The 16,283-nt window shown below is 73.9% G+C and carries 14 protein-coding genes and 1 pseudogene; 5 read left to right on the top strand and 10 right to left on the bottom strand.

The window, feature by feature from the left end; translation table 11 throughout:
• The first annotated feature begins 1 nt into the window (after window position 1).
• Both ACFVSN_RS41195 and ACFVSN_RS41190 read left to right on the top strand, forming a co-directional pair.
• On the top strand, window positions 2–1,855 hold the full coding sequence (locus tag ACFVSN_RS41195) for a non-ribosomal peptide synthetase (RefSeq protein WP_387958616.1): 1,854 nt from the start codon (window positions 2–4) through the stop codon (window positions 1,853–1,855).
• Window positions 1,852–4,650 carry a condensation domain-containing protein gene (locus ACFVSN_RS41190; RefSeq protein ID WP_387958614.1) on the top strand — a complete coding sequence of 933 codons (2,799 nt, stop codon included), beginning with the start codon at window positions 1,852–1,854 and terminating at the stop codon, window positions 4,648–4,650. Before ACFVSN_RS41195 ends, ACFVSN_RS41190 begins: the two co-directional genes overlap by 4 nt.
• A gap of 68 nt (window positions 4,651–4,718) precedes the next feature.
• Here ACFVSN_RS41190 and ACFVSN_RS41185 read toward each other — a convergent pair whose 3' ends face one another.
• Window positions 4,719–5,492 (bottom strand): hypothetical protein, encoded by a 774-nt coding sequence (locus tag ACFVSN_RS41185; protein WP_387958612.1) that lies wholly within the window; start codon window positions 5,490–5,492, stop codon window positions 4,719–4,721.
• Between the two features lie 301 nt (window positions 5,493–5,793).
• On the opposite strand from ACFVSN_RS41185, the gene ACFVSN_RS41180 reads away from it, so the two are divergent.
• Both ACFVSN_RS41180 and ACFVSN_RS41175 read left to right on the top strand, forming a co-directional pair.
• A complete protein-coding gene (locus ACFVSN_RS41180) occupies window positions 5,794–6,444 on the top strand; it encodes a hemerythrin domain-containing protein (protein WP_387958610.1) in 651 nt (216 codons plus the stop codon).
• A gap of 37 nt (window positions 6,445–6,481) precedes the next feature.
• Window positions 6,482–7,057 carry a DUF1772 domain-containing protein gene (locus ACFVSN_RS41175; protein ID WP_387958608.1) on the top strand — a complete coding sequence of 192 codons (576 nt, stop codon included), beginning with the start codon at window positions 6,482–6,484 and terminating at the stop codon, window positions 7,055–7,057.
• A gap of 58 nt (window positions 7,058–7,115) precedes the next feature.
• On the opposite strand, the pseudogene ACFVSN_RS41170 reads toward ACFVSN_RS41175, so the two are convergent.
• Window positions 7,116–8,888: pseudogene (locus ACFVSN_RS41170) on the bottom strand (oleate hydratase).
• Window positions 8,889–9,074: 186 nt separating this feature from the next.
• Here ACFVSN_RS41170 and ACFVSN_RS41165 point away from each other — a divergent pair.
• Window positions 9,075–9,740 carry a LuxR C-terminal-related transcriptional regulator gene (locus ACFVSN_RS41165; protein ID WP_387958606.1) on the top strand — a complete coding sequence of 222 codons (666 nt, stop codon included), beginning with the start codon at window positions 9,075–9,077 and terminating at the stop codon, window positions 9,738–9,740.
• On the opposite strand, the gene ACFVSN_RS41160 is transcribed toward ACFVSN_RS41165, so the two are convergent.
• The 8 genes from ACFVSN_RS41160 to ACFVSN_RS41125 all read right to left on the bottom strand — a co-directional run bounded on the left by ACFVSN_RS41160 (window position 9,712) and on the right by ACFVSN_RS41125 (window position 16,070).
• Window positions 9,712–10,104, bottom strand: a complete 393-nt coding sequence (locus tag ACFVSN_RS41160; RefSeq protein ID WP_387958604.1) for a S26 family signal peptidase — start codon at window positions 10,102–10,104, stop codon at window positions 9,712–9,714. The two genes, ACFVSN_RS41165 and ACFVSN_RS41160, sit on opposite strands and share 29 nt — an antisense overlap.
• A gap of 127 nt (window positions 10,105–10,231) precedes the next feature.
• Complete coding sequence (locus ACFVSN_RS41155) at window positions 10,232–11,491, bottom strand: sensor histidine kinase (RefSeq protein ID WP_387958602.1); 1,260 nt, start codon at window positions 11,489–11,491, stop codon at window positions 10,232–10,234.
• A complete protein-coding gene (locus ACFVSN_RS41150) occupies window positions 11,484–12,854 on the bottom strand; it encodes an FtsX-like permease family protein (protein ID WP_387958600.1) in 1,371 nt (456 codons plus the stop codon). The genes ACFVSN_RS41155 and ACFVSN_RS41150 overlap by 8 nt, the downstream gene beginning before the upstream one ends.
• 5 nt (window positions 12,855–12,859) lie before the next feature.
• Entirely contained in the window at window positions 12,860–13,615 is a 756-nt protein-coding gene (locus ACFVSN_RS41145) for an ABC transporter ATP-binding protein (protein WP_387958598.1), read from the bottom strand.
• 184 nt (window positions 13,616–13,799) lie between these two features.
• Window positions 13,800–14,486: a DUF1963 domain-containing protein gene (locus tag ACFVSN_RS41140; RefSeq protein WP_387958595.1), complete on the bottom strand. Its 687-nt coding sequence runs from the start codon at window positions 14,484–14,486 to the stop codon at window positions 13,800–13,802.
• An 8-nt stretch (window positions 14,487–14,494) separates the two neighbouring features.
• Window positions 14,495–14,902: a hypothetical protein gene (locus ACFVSN_RS41135; RefSeq protein ID WP_387958593.1), complete on the bottom strand. Its 408-nt coding sequence runs from the start codon at window positions 14,900–14,902 to the stop codon at window positions 14,495–14,497.
• A gap of 20 nt (window positions 14,903–14,922) precedes the next feature.
• Window positions 14,923–15,567 (bottom strand): 4'-phosphopantetheinyl transferase, encoded by a 645-nt coding sequence (locus ACFVSN_RS41130; protein ID WP_387958591.1) that lies wholly within the window; start codon window positions 15,565–15,567, stop codon window positions 14,923–14,925.
• Window positions 15,564–16,070 carry an SRPBCC domain-containing protein gene (locus ACFVSN_RS41125; protein ID WP_387588727.1) on the bottom strand — a complete coding sequence of 169 codons (507 nt, stop codon included), beginning with the start codon at window positions 16,068–16,070 and terminating at the stop codon, window positions 15,564–15,566. Before ACFVSN_RS41125 ends, ACFVSN_RS41130 begins: the two co-directional genes overlap by 4 nt.
• Between the last annotated feature and the right edge of the window lie 213 nt (window positions 16,071–16,283).

The following is a 16,283-nucleotide window of genomic DNA, read 5'->3' as shown; positions in this document are numbered from 1 at the left end:
CATGCCTGCTGCGGACACCGTCCCGGCCCTCATCGCCCGGCACGCCGCCGAGCGCCCGCACGCGCTCGCCGTGACCGACGGCACCACCGTCCTGACCTACCGCGAACTCGCCGACGCCGCCCGGAAGCTGGCCACCGTGCTGGCCGCCCGGGGGATCGGCCCCGGCCGCGCCGTCGGCCTGCTCTGCGCCCGCTCCACCCGCCTCGTCGTCGCCCAGCTCGCCGTCTGGCAGGCCGGCGGCCACGTCGTGCCGCTCGACCCCGCCTACCCGCGCCCGCGCATCGCCGACATGATCGCCGACGCCGGCGTCGAGCTCACCCTCGGCGACAAGGCCCTGCTCGCCGAGGCCGGCCTGTCCGACGACCGCACCCTCGTCCTCGGCGAGCGCGGCACCGACGAGGAGCCCGCCACCCGGGCCCTGCCCACCGCGGGCCCGGCCGCCACCGCCCTCGTGCTCTTCACCTCCGGCTCCACCGGCCGCCCCAAGGGCGTCCGGATCCCGCACGGCGGCATCGCCGACCTCGTCACCGCGCCCGACGGGATCCGGGTCGGGCCGCGCGACCGCGTCCTGTTCCACTCGGCCGTCACCTTCGACGCCTCCACCTTCGAGCTGTGGGCGGCGCTCGCGAACGGCGCCGCCGTCGCCGTCTCGCCCGCCGACCGGCCCACCTCCGAGGAACTCGCCGCCGACGTCGAGCGGTTCGGCGTCACCGTGCTCGTCCTCACCACCGCGCTCTTCCACCACCTCGCGGCCCGCCAGTCCCGGATCTTCGGCGTCGTGCGCACCCTCGCCGTCGGCGGCGAGGCGCTCTCGCCCGACCACTCCGCCGCCGTGCTGCGCGCGTTCCCGTGGCTGGAGCTCGTCAACGGCTACGGGCCCACCGAGGGCACCACCTTCACCACCCTGCACCGCGTCGACCCGGCCGACTGCGCGGGCCCGGTGCCCATCGGCCGCGCCACCGGCGGCGCCCGCGTGCTCGTCCTCGACGAGGACCTCGCCCCCGCGCCGGACGGCACCGTCGGCGAGCTGTGGATCGCCGGCGCCCGCGTCGCCGACGGCTACCTCGACCGGCCCGAGCTCACCGCCGAGCGCTTCCGCGAGCTGCCCGGCGTCGGGCGCGCCTACCGCAGCGGCGACCTCGCGGCCCGCCGCCCGGACGGCGTCCTGGAGTTCCACGGCCGCGTCGACCACCAGGTCAAGGTGCGCGGCTTCCGGATCGAGCCGGAGGAGGTCGAGCACGCGCTGCTGCAGTTCCCCGAGGTCGCCGAGGTCGCCGTGGTCGTGCGCGCGGTCGGCCGGCCGGAGGCGGCGCTCACCGCGTGCGTCGTGCCCGCCGAGGGCACGCGGCCGCAGGCCGAGACGCTGCGCGCGCGGCTCGCCGAGCGGCTGCCGTCCCACCTGGTGCCCACCGCGTGGGCCGTCCTGGACGCCCTCCCGCTGACCGGCACCGGCAAGGTCGACCGCCGGGCGCTCGCCGAGTCCGCGCCCGCCGACGGTGGGACGGCGTCGGCCCCGGGGGACGCTGTTACGGGGGAGGCCGTCGAGCTGACGCCGATCCAGCAGGTCGTCGCCGAGGCCTGGGAGCGCGCCCTCGGCCGCCGGGTGACCTCGCCGACCGCCGACTTCCTCGCCGAGGGCGGCCACTCGCTGCTCGCCATGTGGGTCGTCGACGACCTCAGCGGGGACATCGGCGTCGAGCTCTCGCTCGCCGCCTTCCTGGCCGACCCCACCGTCGCAGGCCAGGCCGAACTCCTCGAACGGGCCCTGCGCGACGCGGAAGCCGTAGCCGCGGCCGAAGCGGCCGCCGACGCCGAAGCGGTCGCCGGCGCCGAAGCGCAGGGGGTCGACCGATGAACGCCGTCGACCAGGCCGACCTGCTGCGGCGCGCCCGCAGCCGCACCCGTCCCGCCGCCGCCGAGCCCGTCCCGGCGGCGGACCCCACCGGCCCCGCCCCGCTCTCGCACGCGCAGCAGCGGATGTGGCTGATGGACCACCTCGGCCAGGGCGGCGCCCTCTACAACGTCCCGCTCGCCACCCGCCTGCGCGGCCCGCTCGACCCCGCCGCGCTCGCCGCCGCTCTCACCGCGCTCACCGAACGGCACGCCGTCCTGCGCACGCACTACGGCAGCCGCGGCGACGAGCCCTACCAGGAGGCCCTCCCGGCCGCCCCGGTGCCGCTCCCGGTCGTCGACGCCACCGACGCGGACGCCCCCGGACTGCTCGCCGCCGAGGCCGCCCGCCCGTTCGACCTCACCATCGGGCCGGTCCTGCGCGCCCTGCTGCTCCGGCACGCGCCCGAGGACCACACCTTCCTCCTCACCATCCACCACATCGCCGTCGACGGCGGCTCCCTGCCGATCGTCGGCGCCGAACTCGCCGCCCTCTACCAGGCCGCGCGCGATCAGCGTCCGGCCCAGCTCCCGCCGCCCGGACCGGCGTACGCCGACCACGCCCGCCGCGAACGCGCCCGCGACACCGAGCTCACCGCCGCCGCGGACACCCGCGCCGCCCACCTGGCCGGCGCCCGTCCGCTGCCGCTCCTGCGGCCCGTCCCGCCCGGCGCCCGCGAACGCCGCGCCGCCCTGCACAGCGCCCCGCTCACCCCCGGCACCGTCGACGCGCTGCGCCGCCTCGGCGCCCGGCACGGCGCCACCCTGTTCGGCGTCGTCCTCGCGGCGGCCTTCGCCACGCTGCGCAACGCCTCCGGAGAGAGCGACCTCGTCCTCGGCTGCGCCAGCGGCCACCGCGCCGACCTGCGCACCACCGTCGGCCTGAGCGTCAACACCCTGGTGCTGCGGGCCGACATCGCGGGGGACGCGGCTTTCACGGCGGTCCTCGGGCAGGTCAGGAGCGCGCTGCTCGACGCGCAGGAGCACCACGAGGTGCCGTTCGACCTGGTCCTCGAACGCCTCGGCGCCTCGGCCCGCGGCGCGGACGGCATCCCGCTGCTCTCCGTCAGCTGTGACGTCGTCCGCCCCTCCGAGCCGCTCGCGCTGCCCGGACTCGCCGCCGAGAGCGTGGAACTCGACCTCGGGCTGGCCAAGTTCGGCCTCGCGCTGCTCGTCGAGGACGGCCCGCAGCCGCGCTGCCTGGTCCAGCACGACCGCGACGCCCTCGACGAGGAGACGGCCGGGCGCCTGCTGGCCGCGTTCGCCGAGCTGCTGGCGGCCGTCGCCGCGGACGGGGAGCGCCGCGTCGGCGAACTCCCCGGCTCGCGCCTCACCGCGTCCGAACACCCGGGGCTCACCGCACTGTTGGCCGATCCGCGGGTCGCCGAAGCGACGCTCGCCCGGTCGGCGGACGGGCCGCTGCTCGGCTACGCCGTCGTGCGCGGACCGGTCGCGCCCAGCGGTGCCGAGCTCAAATCGCTCCTGCGTCGGGCCGTGCGGGCGGACGAACTCCCGGCCGCCGTCGTCCTGTTGGACCGACTGCCCCGCCTGCCCGACGGCACGCCGGACCACGCCCGCCTGCCCGGCGCGGCCCGTCCCCCCGCACCTGGGGCCGACGAGTCCGGGCTGCTGGCCGCCGTCCGTACGGCCTTCGGTGAACAGCTGGGCACCGTCCCGTCCGCCGACGGCGACTTCTTCGCCCTCGGCGGCCACTCCCTCGTCGCCGTCCAGCTCGCCGAGCGCCTGCGTAACCGGACCGGCCTGCCGCTCACCGGCCTCGACATCCTGGAGCAGCGCACCCCGCGGGCCCTCGCCGGGCTCCTCGCCACCCGTGGCGACGAGCGCCGCGCCGCCCTCGCCCGCACCGGCGCCCCCGTCACACGGGCCCGCGCGGGCACGGTCCTGGTCACCGGCGCCACCGGCGGGGTCGGAGCGGCCGTGCTCCAGGAACTGATGGCCCAGGGCCGCCCGGTGCGGGCGCTGGTCCGGCCCGAGTCGGCGCACCTCCCGGTCCTCAACGGCGTCGAGGTGGCCGAGGGCGACCTCGCCGACCCCGACAGCCTCCGGCGGGCCGTCGAGGGCGCCGACGCCGTCATCCACGCCGCGTGCACCTTCACCGACCACGCGACCGACGTCGCCGCGATGCGCGCCCTCGTGGACGGCTGGCGCGGCGGACCGTTCGTCTTCGTCAGCAGCATCGACGCATACGGCCGGCCCGCGGCCGTCGACGTCCCCGAGGGCGCCGAGCCCGGCCCCGGGCTCACCCCGTACGGGCAGGCCAAGCTCGACTGCGAGCGGATCCTCCTCGAATCCGGCCGGGGCCCGGCGAGCATCGTGCGCGCCCCGATCGTCTGGGGCCCGCACCAGCGGCTGCGCGACCAGCTCCGCTGGGGCTCCACCGGCGCCCTCTACCAGGCCGCCCTGGCGGGCGAACCGATCACCCTGCCCGACGGCCCCGAGTGGGCCGGCGCCTGCTGGGTCCACTCGGCCGCCCTCGCCCGGGCGCTCGGCGCGTGCGCGGTGGAGCAGCCGCCCGCGGCCGGACGGATCGTCAACGCCGTCACGGGGCACCTCTCCTGGACGGACTTCACGGCCGAGCTCGTCCGCCTGCTGGGGTCCGCGAGCACGGTCGCCCCGGGGCCGGACGCCGACCGGGAGCTCCGACGCCCCTGGCACTACGGCGCTGAGACCCTCGCCGCCGTCCTGCGCCCCGGGCCGGGCGAGGACTGGCGCACCGTGCTGGCCGCCATGACCGGCTGAGGCACGGCGCGCTCCACCGAGCACGAGGCCCCCGGGAGCACCGTCCCCGGGGGCCTCGCCCTTTCCCGCTACTGCTCGACGTACTTCTTCAACACCTGCTGGTAGTCCGCGAATTCTGGCGAGGTGTGGAGCTTGTCGACGTTCTTGCCGAGGTAGACCATGCTCGGACAGGCGGCCTTCGCACTGCCCAGCAGCCGTTCGTTGCCGAGCTTCCGGCCCGTCCGGGCCTCGTAGACGGTGACGTTGTAGACGCCCCGGTAGAGCTTCAGCGAGTCCGTCGTGAACTTGCAGGTGGTCAGGAGGTCGCCCTCGTCCGGCTCGTCCAGGCACGCGAGCAGCTGCACGCGGTGCGGGTCGAGCTTGTTCGCGCTCCAGTAGTCCGGCGCCTCCAGGGACGGGTAGGCGGGGTGGGACGAGCCGGACTCGCTGATGTCGAACATCGCCACCGGATGCGGGCCCGGGCCGGTGTGCTCGGCGGCCTGCGGGAAGTACTTGCGCGCCAACGAGCCCCCGCAGCCGGACTCGAAGTCCGACAGGCTCCGCAGCGCCTTGTCGCTCGCGTGCGGTTCGAAGACCACCCAGTAGCCGCCGTACCCGATCGCCCCCACCATCGCCAGCGCGACCACCCGCAGCGCCCACGTGCGGCGCTGCCGCTGCGCCGGGGTGACGGCCTTCCCGTCCAGGGGTCCGCGCCTTCTGCGGACGACCGCGTACACGAGGTAGCCGAACGGGGCGACCGCCACGGCGGCGAACAGCACGCCGACGAAGGGGTTGCCGCCCTGGAACCCGAACACGGAGAACAGCACCGCGAGCGCGATGAGCAGAACTATCAACCTGGCCATGGACATGCCTTCCAATCGAGAGCAGGCCGAGACTACCGGGCGCGGACGGCGGCGGGCGCGGCCGTGTCGCGGAACCGGGACACGGCTGATGCGCGGCTGTTTCACGGAAATTCCCGGTCCTGATTCTCCGAGCGCCTCTTCTGTACGCATTCGGTGGCCATTTCCGACGGTTGCTCGAAAGCGGCTTGAGGAGGGGTGGAAATGCGTGGTTCGCCGTCGAGCCGGTGTGTTCCCATCGAGGTCGGGGACGGGCACCGGATAGGTCAACAGGTAGGTGTGATCGCGGAGGTGATGGAGCGTCATGTCTGGAAACGAGAGCGTGGTGTGGTCGAGCGAGCAGGGCCTGGGCGGCCTCCCGGAGCACGTCCGGGGATTCGGCCTGATGCACGTGGCGATGCGGCGTGACGCGGCCCGCCTGTGCGCGGCGGCGCGGAGCGTACGGCCCGGCGGCGCACGGGCGTTGGGGGAGTGGTTCGGCCGGCTGCGCGCGGTGATCGACTGGCACCACCACAGCGAGGACGAGATCCTCTGGCCCTACCTGCGCGGGCACGTGCCCGGCTTCGACGGGAGCGGCGCGCTGGAGCAGGACCACGGAGCGCTGGACCGCTCGATGAGCCGGGTGGCGGGCGTCCTGACCACCGGGCGGATCGAAGAACTCCCGGAGGCTGCCCAGGAGTTCGCCGACCTCGTCTGCGACCACCTGCGGCACGAGGAGCGCGTCGTCTTCCCGGTGCTCGCCGCCCTGGGCGTCGCGGAGTACGGCCGGGTCGAGCGGCGGATCATCGGGAGCGCCCCCGCCCAGGTGATGACCTACCTGCAGCCGTGGATGTTCGACGGCGCGGACGCGGCCTCGGTGGCCGCCGTCGCGGCGACCATCCCGGCGCCGGTGCGGCTGCTGGGCCGCACCGTCCTGGAACGCCGCTACCGGCGCACCCTGGCCCCGGTCCTGTGACCGGTCACCGCACCATCCGCGTCCCGAAGGAGTACCGATGAGCACCAACCGAACCGCACCACCCTCCACCTTCCAGGCCGGCTACGGCACCCCCGCCGCCCCCGTCGCCGCCCAGGGCAAGGCCGCCGGGCCCGTGCTGGTGGCGGCGACCATCGCGATGGGCCTGATGGCGGGCCTGTTCTTCGCCTTCGACGTCTCGGTGATGCCGGGCCTCGCGAAGGGCGACGACCGCACCTACGTGACGGCGATGCAGAACATCAACAAGGCGATCGAGAACGGGCTGTTCGGCCTGGTCTTCGTCGGGGCCTTCGTGGCGACGGGCGTCGCCGCCTACCTCCAGTACAAGGCCGGCCGGCGCACCGCGGCGTTCTGGGCGGCGGCTGCGACCGTCCTGTACGTGGCCGCGCTGATGGTCACGATGGGTGTCAACATCCCGCTCAACAACCAGCTGGCGGCCGCCGGCGACCCGGCGCACATCACGGACTTCCACGGTGTGCGGGAGAAGTTCGAGGGCACCTGGGTGGCCACGAACATGCTCCGCACCCTGCTGTGCACGGCGGGCCTGGCCGCCCTGACCCGTGCGCTGTTCCTCCACGGGCGCGGCTCGCGCTGAGCGGACCCGCCCGACACGCGTGCCCGCCCGGACGGCTCCGGGCGGGCACGACGCTCCCTCAGCGCTCCGGCAACAGGCCAGATCCCGCCAGCAGTTGCCCGATCTCGGTCGCGTCGAGCCGCTTCAGCAGCCGCCGCCGCAGCGCCTCCGGTCCCGGCAGGTGCAGCGCGTCGCCGTCCCGCAGCCGGCTCACCGCGGCGAGCAGCGCGCGGACGTCGTACGTCGAGCCGAACACCTCCGGCACGGCCCGCTCGACGCCCAGGAGCCGGTAGGCGGCCTCCATGCCGGTGCGCACCGAGTACTCGGTGGTGAAGATGCAGTCGCGTGTGGTCTCCGCGAACTGCCCGATGAACGCGAAGTTGACCGAGCCCTCCGGTACGACGTCCGGGCGGTCGCCGGCCTTGCGCGGCATGAAGAACGACGTGACGTAGGGCATCATCACCGGCACGCACCGGGCGGCGTTCGCGGCGAGCTCGGGGATCTCGTGCTCCGGGACGCCGAGGTGGTGGAGCCACTCCCGGGTGATCTCCTCGCCCGTGCACTCCTGCATCGGCTTCGCGACGAAGTCGCCGGGCCGGTCGACGAACAGCGAGTACACCCACACCACGACCTGGTCCGGCGGCTGCTGCTTGAAGTGCGGCTGGCGGTTGACCGTCCAGCTCAGCAGCCAGCTCGAATCCTTGACGGTGACGATGCCGCCGGTGACGACACGGCCGCTGAACGGGTCGCGCCCGCAGACCTTCCGGATGTACTCCGGGATCCGGTCGTCGAGCGTCGTGACCGTGGCCGACTCCCACTTGGTCTGCGGGATGTGCGCGCCGAAGACGTCCGGGTGCCCGAACGCCGGGTCCTTGGCGGCGATCCGGCGCCACAGGTCCCAGGCCGGGGCCGGGCCGGTGTTCAGCTTCGCGGCGGTGTGGTGGTCGCCTTCGTCGGAGTTCTCGACCAGCGAGCCGATCGTCATGAAGAGCAGGTCGTCCGGCCCGAGGTCGACGCCGCCCGGGGCGCCCCCGGACGTCCAGTGGACGCGGGTGGCCTGCTTGCGGCCGCCTTCGAGCGCGAGGTCGAAGTCGACATCGGTGACCTCGGTGTCGAAGCGGAACTCCACACCCTGGTCGAGGAGCCACCGGTAGAGGGGCAGCACCAGCGACTCGTACTGGTTGTACCTGGTGAACTTGAGGGCGGAGAAGTCGGGCAGGCCGCCGATGTGGTGGATGAAGCGGTGCAGGTACAGCTTCATCTCCAGGGCGCTGTGCCACTCCTCGAACGCGAACATCGTGCGCCAGTACAGCCAGAAGTTGCTCGCGAGGAACTCCGCGGAGAACACCTCGTCGATGCGCTTGTCCGCCATCTCCTCGCGCGTGGCGAGGAACACCCGGGCGATGTCCTTCTGCGCGCGGTCGGTGAGCGTGAACAGGCCGTCGGTGCGGGCGTCCTGGCCGCGGTCGACGGTGGCGCGCCGGAGCGAGACGTTCGGGTCGTCCTTGTCGAGCCAGTAGAACTCGTCGAGCACGCTCGCGTCCTCGACCTCGATCGAGGGGATCGAGCGTTAGAGGTCCCACAGGCACTCGAAGTGGTTCTCCATCTCGCGCCCGCCGCGGATCACGAACCCCTTCTTCGGCTCCTTGATCCCGTCCAGCGCCCCGCCCGGCAGGCGCAGCCGCTCCAGAACGGTGATCCGGTGGCCCGGCATCCGCCCGTCCCGGATCAGGAACGCCGCCCCCGCCATCGACGCGAGCCCCGCTCCGACGAACCAGGCCGTCTTGTCGTCGACCCCCGCGGGCTTGCGCGGCCGGGCGAATGCCTCGTAGTTGCCGCTCGCGTAGTACATCTGCCGGCCACCTCGCTCGTACTCGTCCCGTCCGTCTACGGGCGCGTGCGTCCACGCCCGTGGTCCATCCGAACACCGTCGGTGCGCGCCTGCCCAGGGGCCGATGGTCACTTGCGCCGAACGGGGGAACGGGTTCCGCATTCGGGAGAGGGCACGACGGCCTCCGGCCGACCGGATAATGGTCGGGTGATCAACAAGCACCTGCGCGTGGTCCTGGCCGAGGACTCCGTCGTCCTGCGCGACGGCATGGTCGAACTGCTCGGCGCCCGCGGCTGCGACGTCGTCGCCACTGCCGGGACGGCACCCGAGCTGCTGGCCGTCGTCGCCGAGCACCGGCCGGACGTGGCCGTCGTCGACGTCCGGATGCCGCCCACCCACACCGACGAGGGCATTCGCGCCGCCGTCGAGATCCGCGCGACGGCGCCGGGGGTCGGCATCCTGGTCTTCTCCCAGCACGTCGAAGCGGCCTGGGCAGCCCGCCTGCTGGCGGACGGCTCGGCGGGCGTCGGGTACCTCCTGAAGGAACGCGTGGCCCGTACTTCGGAGTTCGTGGACGCGCTGCACCGGGTCGCCGAGGGCGGCACGGCGCTCGACCCGGAGGTCGTCACCCAGCTCCTTCGCGGCGGTCAGCGCAGCCGGGTGGACACCCTGACCCCGCGCGAGCGCGAGGTGCTGGAGCTGATGGCCCAGGGCCACTCGAACCGCTCCATCGCCGGACTCCTGACGGTGTCGGAGCGCGCGGTGGAGAAGCACGTCGCCGCGGTGTTCGCCAAGTTCGGCCTGCACGCGACGGAGGCCGACAACCGGCGGGTGAAGGCGGTCCTCACCTATCTGGCAGAGAACGGGAGTTGACGGACTTGACCGCCTTGACCGCCTTGACGGCCTTGTCGGCCGCACCGGCCCGGGGGACCCCGTCGACCGCGACGCAGATGCCGAACACGCGGTCGTGACCGGTCCAACCGTTGACGCGGCCCCGGTTGTTGCTGATCTGCACGCGCCGCTTCGCCGGATCGAGGGACGACACCAGATGCAGGTACACCGTCCCGGCGACGCGGGCGAGGACGATGTCCCCGGGCTCCAGCCTCGACGGGTCGACCGGGGTGACGGTCACCAGCTGGCGGCTGCGGATCAGCGGGACCATCGACGAGCCGCTCGGCCGGAATTCCACGGTGGCCCCGCCGGCGACCCTGGCCGCCACCGCATCCAATGCACCCATCCGGTGATCGTGGCAGATCCGGCCGGGTCGGCCTACCGATTTTTGCCGTCGGACCTGCCGGTGGGGCGACGCTGGTTCCCGCAGGTTCGTTGGGAGGTTCGTAGGGTGGGTGAACTCGTAGGGGCGTTCAGAGGTGCGTCGGCAGCTCCGCGGTGACGACCGTCGGTCCGCCGGGTGGACTGTCGATGCGCAGGACGCCGTCCACCGCCGCGAGCCGCTCGGCCAGACCGGTCAGGCCGGTGCCACCGCCGGGTCCGGTGCCGAGTGCGGGTCCGGTGCCGAGTGCTGCGCCGCCCCGGCCGTCGTCACGGACGATGAGGCGGATCCGGCCGTCCGCGGCGTGCGCGGTGAGCTCGGCCGCCTGCGCGCCGCTGTGCTTGGCGACGTTGGTGAGCAGCTCGGCGGCGCAGAAGTAGACGGCCCGCTCGACGGCCGGGTCCGGGCGCTCCCGCAGGTCGAGACTGACGTCGACCGGCACGGGCGAGGTGGCGGTGAGCCCCGGCAGCGCCTCCCCGAGGCCGCCGTCCAGGGCCACCGGGTGGATGCCCCGGGTGAGGCGGCGCAGCTCGGTGATGGTCTCGTCGGTCTGGCCGCGGGCGCGGTCGACGAGGGTGCGCAGCCGTTCGGCGTCCGGCGGCGCTCCGGTGAGGGTGTCGTCGGCCAGGGAGAGCGTGATGGCGAGGGCGACCAGCCGGGCCTGGGTGCCGTCGTGCAGGTCGCGCTCCAGGCGGCGGAGCTGGTCGGTGTTCTCCGCGAGCAGGACGGCTCGGGCGCTCTCCAGCTCCCGGACGCGCTGCTGGGCGCGGGCCGGGCCCAGCAGCAGCCGGGCGAGCCACCGGTTCAGCTCGCCCGTCGCCCGGACGGCGGCTGGCACGGTGGTGACGAGGGCCAGGCCGGCCAGCGGCGCCGTGTCGAGCCAGTCGACCGGCCGCGGTCCGTCCAGGAGACGGGCCCAGAGCGGGAAGCCGATCAGCCAGCCGCACGCGAGGGGAAGTCCCACGGCGGCGGCGAACCCGAGGGCGCCGACCGGGAGCCGCAGGACGAGGTAGAGCAGCGTCCGCCAGGCGACGGGATCGGTCAGCACGACCCGGCCGCGGGCGAACACGCCCTTGGCCCGCGGCAGCGGGGCCGGCCGCTCGACGTACGCGCCCAGCAGCCGGCCGACCAGCCACCGGTGCAGTGTGCCGATCCCGCGCGCGCCGAGCAGCGCGGCGACGACGAACGGCAGGCCGAGCACTGTGAGCGACAGCAGCGCCCCCGCGTAGAGGACGGCGACCGCGTACAGGCTGCCGAGCAGCGCGAGCGGCAGGCCGAGGACGGCGAATGCCCACTCGCCCTTGCGCGCGGAGAGGTACGGCCGCCGCTCCCTCGATGCAGTCTCAGTCACGCCCGCCGCCGGCCAGCTCCGTCGCCGGACCCGCGATCGCCCGCAGGCCCGTCACCAGGATCCCCGGTACGGTGAGCGCCACCGCGCCCGCCACGATCCACCCGCACGCGCCCACCGGGACGGACGGCACCGCCGAACCCGTCACCGCCCGGCTGAACGCCGCCGACGCCGCCCCCGCGACCGCCGCACCCAGCAGTACGCCCAGCGCCGCCGTCAGCACCGCCTCCGCACCGAGCATGCGCATCAGCAGCCCACGCGTCGCGCCGACCAGTCGCAGCAGCGCGAACTCGCGGCGCCGCTCGGTGGTCACGGCGACCAGGGTGTTGAGGGTGGAGACGGTCGCGAAGCAGATCAGCAGCCCCAACTCGGCCTGGCGCAGCCAGACGTCCGTAGCGGAGGTGACGCTGCCCGCGCTCGCCCGTGCGGCGTGCCCGGCGGTACTTGTCATGATCGACATGGTGCCCGAAAGCCCGACCAGCAGGGCGACCGGCACCACGGCGGACGACAACCGCCGCGCGTACCCCCGCATGTTCGCGTCGGCGAGCCACCCCGCACCGGGGACGAGCACCCGTATCGGTGCGCCCAGGACGGCCACCAGCACGCGTGTGATGAGCGGCCCCAACAGCGCCGCGGCGACCAGCAGCACGAGCGAACCGAGCAGCGCCGCCTGAGCGGCCTTGTCCAGGTCCTCCGCGGACCTGGTCGCGGCCAGCCGCAGCAGGAGCCCGCCACCCACCAGCGCACCGGCCCCCGCGAGCAGCCGCAGCACACCCGTCCGCCCCTGCTCGGTCGAGCTCGCGGTGAGCGCGGCCGCCGGCGCGATCCGCGAGATCCGCCGAGCGGCCACCGCCGACGCCACCAGGCCGACGACCAGTGCGGCGGCGACCGCGACCAGTATCGGCACCGGACTGCCCGGCACCCGCACACCCGGCGCCGCCATCCCGCGCCGCTGCAACGCGGCCAGGAACCAGCGGGCCGACACCGCCCCCAAGGCCCAGGCCGGCACCGCCACCAGCAGCGTCGTCGCGAGCACCTGGCCGCGCACCAGCCGCCGCGCCTGCCGGGGCGTGGCCGCTATCGTCCGCAGCAGCGCCAGCTCGCGGTGCTGCTGCCGGAGGGCGAAGCCCAGCGCGTTCACCACGACGAAGAACGACACCAGCACGGCGATCTCACCGAACGCACCGGCGATCACCATCACCCCCGGCCCGGCGACGGCCTTCCGGGCAGCCGCCGGAGCGGCGGCCTGGGCGGCGATCAGCGAACCGAAGAGCGTCACGGCGGCGATGGCGAGGAGCAGCGCGACCGCCAGGCCGACGAAGGCGGCCGGCTGCCGGCGCAGCTGCCCGAGCGCGATCGAGACCACGGCCCTCACCCGCCCAGCCGGCTCAGCCGCTCGCCGACCTGAGCGGCCGTGGGCCGCTCCAGCTCGTCGACCACCACACCGTCGGCCAGCAGCACCACCCGGTCCGCGTACCCGGCCGCGACCGGATCGTGCGTCACCATCACGCACGTCTGTCCGTCCTCGTCCACCCCCGCCCGGAGCAGGGCCAGGACCTCGTGCCCCGTGGCCCGGTCCAGCGCCCCCGTCGGCTCGTCCGCGAACAGCACCTCCGGCCGGCTCACGAGCGCCCGGGCGATCGCCACCCGCTGCTGCTGTCCACCCGACAGCTGCCCCGGCCGGTGCCGCTCCCGCCCGGCCAGCCCGACCCGCGCTATCGCCTCCAACACCAGACCCCGGTCCGGCCGTCCACCACCCAGCCGAGCCGGCAGCTCGACGTTCTGCGCGACCGTCATCGCCGGCATCAGGTTGAACGCCTGGAACACGAACCCCACCCGGCTGCGCCGCACCTGCGCCAACCGCCGCTCCGGCAGCCGCGACACCTCCGTCCCGCCCCACCAGACCGACCCCCGGGAGGGCCGGTCCATGCCCGCCAGACAGTGCAACAAAGTGGTCTTCCCGGACCCGGACGGCCCCATCACCGCCGTGAACGTCCCGGGCGCGAAGCCCACCGACACCCCGCGCAACGCCCGCACGGCACCCGAGCCGCGACCGTACTCCCGGTACAGCCCCTCGGCCCTCGCGGCGAGGACCGCCGTCCCCGGATCCATCGTCATCTCAGCCATGCCTCAATCCTGGGCGGGCGGAGCGCCGAAAACGATCGTGCTGGCACCCGAATCCGGGGTTCGGAAAACCGAACCCCCAGGTGGGGAGGTAGGTACCGGTCGCAGGTCTTCCACCGGGAGGGGCCCTGACGGCTGAGGCGTCCTGCCAACTCGGGAGTCCTGCGAACTCAGGAGTCCTGACGGCTCAGGAATCCTGGACGAGCATCCTGCCCCGGGCACCGTCCTCGGACACGAAGGCGAACAACCTCGGCGACGCGCCGAGGTTGAGCCGGAACGGCACCCAGTTCGAGTCCAGCTGCAACAGCAGCCGCCAGGGGCCGCCGTCCGGCCACCCGTCCCCCTGGAAGAACAACGGTGTCCCGCCGATCTTGTCGCCGTCGATCCGCTCGACGTAGCGGTCGCGGTCGGCGGCCGGCAGGGCTTCGAGTTCCTCATCCGTCATGGGAGCGGGCTCGGAGACGGGCCGCAGATCGACGGTGAACTCCACGGCCGACCCGTCGGCGTCGTACAGGCCGGGGCCGGTGTCCAGCGGCAGGGTCGTCAACGGAAGCACCGGGCCGGCAAGGTCGCCAGCCGGCTGCACGATCACCGCGTTCTCACCGCCGTCGGGGTCGATGACGTCGGGATCGAAGAAGTCCTCCTCGTGATCGGCGTGGGTCACGAAGAGGTAGGCCACCTTCCCGTCCCCGGCTGCTCCGACCACCGGGCCCAACTCGACCTGGCCGACGAACCGCATCGGCCGGTCCCATGCCGTGCTGACCGGCCACTGCGGGCCGGTCAACCACACCGGCTGGCCGCCGAACTTGGTCGTCGGCGTGGAGACCGGACGGTCGGCCGCGGAATAGCCCTCGATGCGCAGCGATGTTCCCATGACCGGCATCATGCCAGGCGAGGGTTCCACTCCTGGAGCAGGAGCCCGGCCTCCGTACGTGCCGCCTCGTCGGGTTCCGCGTCCGAGGCGAGTTCCGCCGCGAGGCCTTCGAAGTACTCCTGGTCCTCGTCCGACCGCAGGCAGACGTTGAGGATCGCGTCGCCGAGGTGGTCGGTGGTGTCGACGTCGGCCCCGGCGAAGGCCGCGAGGACGAGTCGCAGGCCCAGGAGATCGCGCCGTCTGAGCAGCGCCTCCGCCGTCCCCTGCGTGACGGCCGTGTCGTGGCCGTCCTGCAGGAGGCGGCGGAGGACTGCCGCGACTTCGGGTACGTCCGCGTGGGCGGCGAGCTGCCGGCCGGCGTTCGCCCGGTCCGACCAGGACGGCGAGGTGGAGGCGCGCAGCGCCGCGTTCAGCATGGAGCCATCCTGGCACGGGCTCACGGGAGGGCGATCGTGGTGATCAGGATGCCGCCGGTGTGGTGCCAGTGGCCGGTGAGGGTTTGTCCATCCCGGTGGGTGCTGAAGGTCCCGTCAGGGCACACCGTCACGGGCATCTCGACGAGCGGGGCCCACTGCCGGGTCAGCGGGTACCAGGCCTTGTAGACGGCCTCCTTGGCACTGAACAGCAGCCGGTCCCAGGGGACGAGGCCCGGAGGCAACTGCGCCAGACCGGCTCGCTCGGCGGCGGAGGCGGTGAGGCCCAGGATGCCTACCGGCAGCGGCCGAGCCGGCTCGGCGTCGATGCCGAGCGAGGCGAGCCGCCCGGCCGGCGCGACGGCACACGCGGTGTACCCGTCGCAGTGCGTGATGCTGCCGACCACGCCGTCCGGCCACACCGGTGCACCCCCGGCCCCGGGCAGCAACGGAGCTGGTGCGTAACCGAGTTGCCCGAGCGCCCGCCGCGCGAGTGTACGGGCGACGGTGAACTGCCGCGTGCGCCGCTCCGGCCGCCCCGCGACGTGCGCGGCCTCGGCCGGGAGGAGCGGCGCCTGCGGCCCGTCCCCGAACGCCTCCGCCCACCGGACAGGGCCGCGCGCGGCGCCGCGCATCGGCAGGGCGGGCGGCGCCGGGGCGGTGATCACGCGCTCGTGCCCTTGGCGTCGTCCCGGTGGGTGTCGAGGTGGGTGTCGAGGTGGGCGCGGAGCTGGGTGAGGGCGCGCTGGGTCTGCTGGGAGTGCTTGAAGCCGAGGTGGGCGACCTTGTCGAGGAGGGCGGGCCAGCCGTGGGGGGTGCTGGTGAAGGTGATGGTCAGCCGGGTGCGGGCGCCGTCGTCGACGGGGGTGAGGGTGTAGGAGAAGTCGCCGGTGAAGTGGCCGGAGAGAGTGGTGGTGAGCTGGCGCTCGGCGTCGACGTGGGTGGTAGTGGCGGTGAAGCGCAACTTCGGCCCGGGCTTGCCGACACCGTTGGGGTGGACGGTGATCCGGGAGGTGCCGCCCTTGTGCTGGGGGGCGGTGGGGCCGGGCTGGAAGGTGTTGTGGGGGGTCCACCAGTTGGCGGCGCCGTTGAGCTCGGCGACGAGGGCGTGCCAGACGCGGTCGGTGGGGTGGTTGAGGATGGTCTCGTCGATGACGTCGATGGTGTGCACGGCAGTTGACCTCGCCTTCGGTTTTTGTGTGTGTTGGTTAGTTGTGGGTGTTGTGGGTGGTGTTTTGGGTGGTGGTGGTTTGGTAGTTGGTGTGGTCGAAGTGGTTGGTTTGGTGTTTGTAGGTGTGGGTGTAGGTGGGCCAGATGGTGGGGTTGTTGCCGTGGGTGTCGTGGTACCAGCTGTGGCAGTTGCCGGTGTTCCAGACGGTGTTTT

Origin of the sequence: Kitasatospora sp. NPDC057904 (assembly GCF_042887925.1) — a bacterium.
Classification (GTDB): Bacteria; Actinomycetota; Actinomycetes; order Streptomycetales; family Streptomycetaceae; genus Kitasatospora.
The sequence above is the reverse complement of the archived record's forward strand: the minus strand, read 5'-3'. Positions and strand labels throughout refer to the sequence as shown.

What these genes read in the sequence shown, in the direction of transcription:
- ACFVSN_RS41195 (WP_387958616.1), top strand. Translation starts at nt 2, where the DNA reads ATGCCTGCTGCGGACACCGTCCCGGCCCTCATCGCCCGGCACGCCGCC.
- ACFVSN_RS41160 (WP_387958604.1), bottom strand. Translation starts at nt 10,104, where the DNA reads ATGGGTGCATTGGATGCGGTGGCGGCCAGGGTCGCCGGCGGGGCCACC.
- ACFVSN_RS41185 (WP_387958612.1), bottom strand. Translation starts at nt 5,492, where the DNA reads ATGGCCAGGTTGATAGTTCTGCTCATCGCGCTCGCGGTGCTGTTCTCC.
- ACFVSN_RS41140 (WP_387958595.1), bottom strand. Translation starts at nt 14,486, where the DNA reads ATGGGAACATCGCTGCGCATCGAGGGCTATTCCGCGGCCGACCGTCCG.
- ACFVSN_RS41145 (WP_387958598.1), bottom strand. Translation starts at nt 13,615, where the DNA reads ATGGCTGAGATGACGATGGATCCGGGGACGGCGGTCCTCGCCGCGAGG.
- ACFVSN_RS41190 (WP_387958614.1), top strand. Translation starts at nt 1,852, where the DNA reads ATGAACGCCGTCGACCAGGCCGACCTGCTGCGGCGCGCCCGCAGCCGC.
- ACFVSN_RS41135 (WP_387958593.1), bottom strand. Translation starts at nt 14,902, where the DNA reads ATGCTGAACGCGGCGCTGCGCGCCTCCACCTCGCCGTCCTGGTCGGAC.
- ACFVSN_RS41175 (WP_387958608.1), top strand. Translation starts at nt 6,482, where the DNA reads ATGAGCACCAACCGAACCGCACCACCCTCCACCTTCCAGGCCGGCTAC.
- ACFVSN_RS41180 (WP_387958610.1), top strand. Translation starts at nt 5,794, where the DNA reads ATGTCTGGAAACGAGAGCGTGGTGTGGTCGAGCGAGCAGGGCCTGGGC.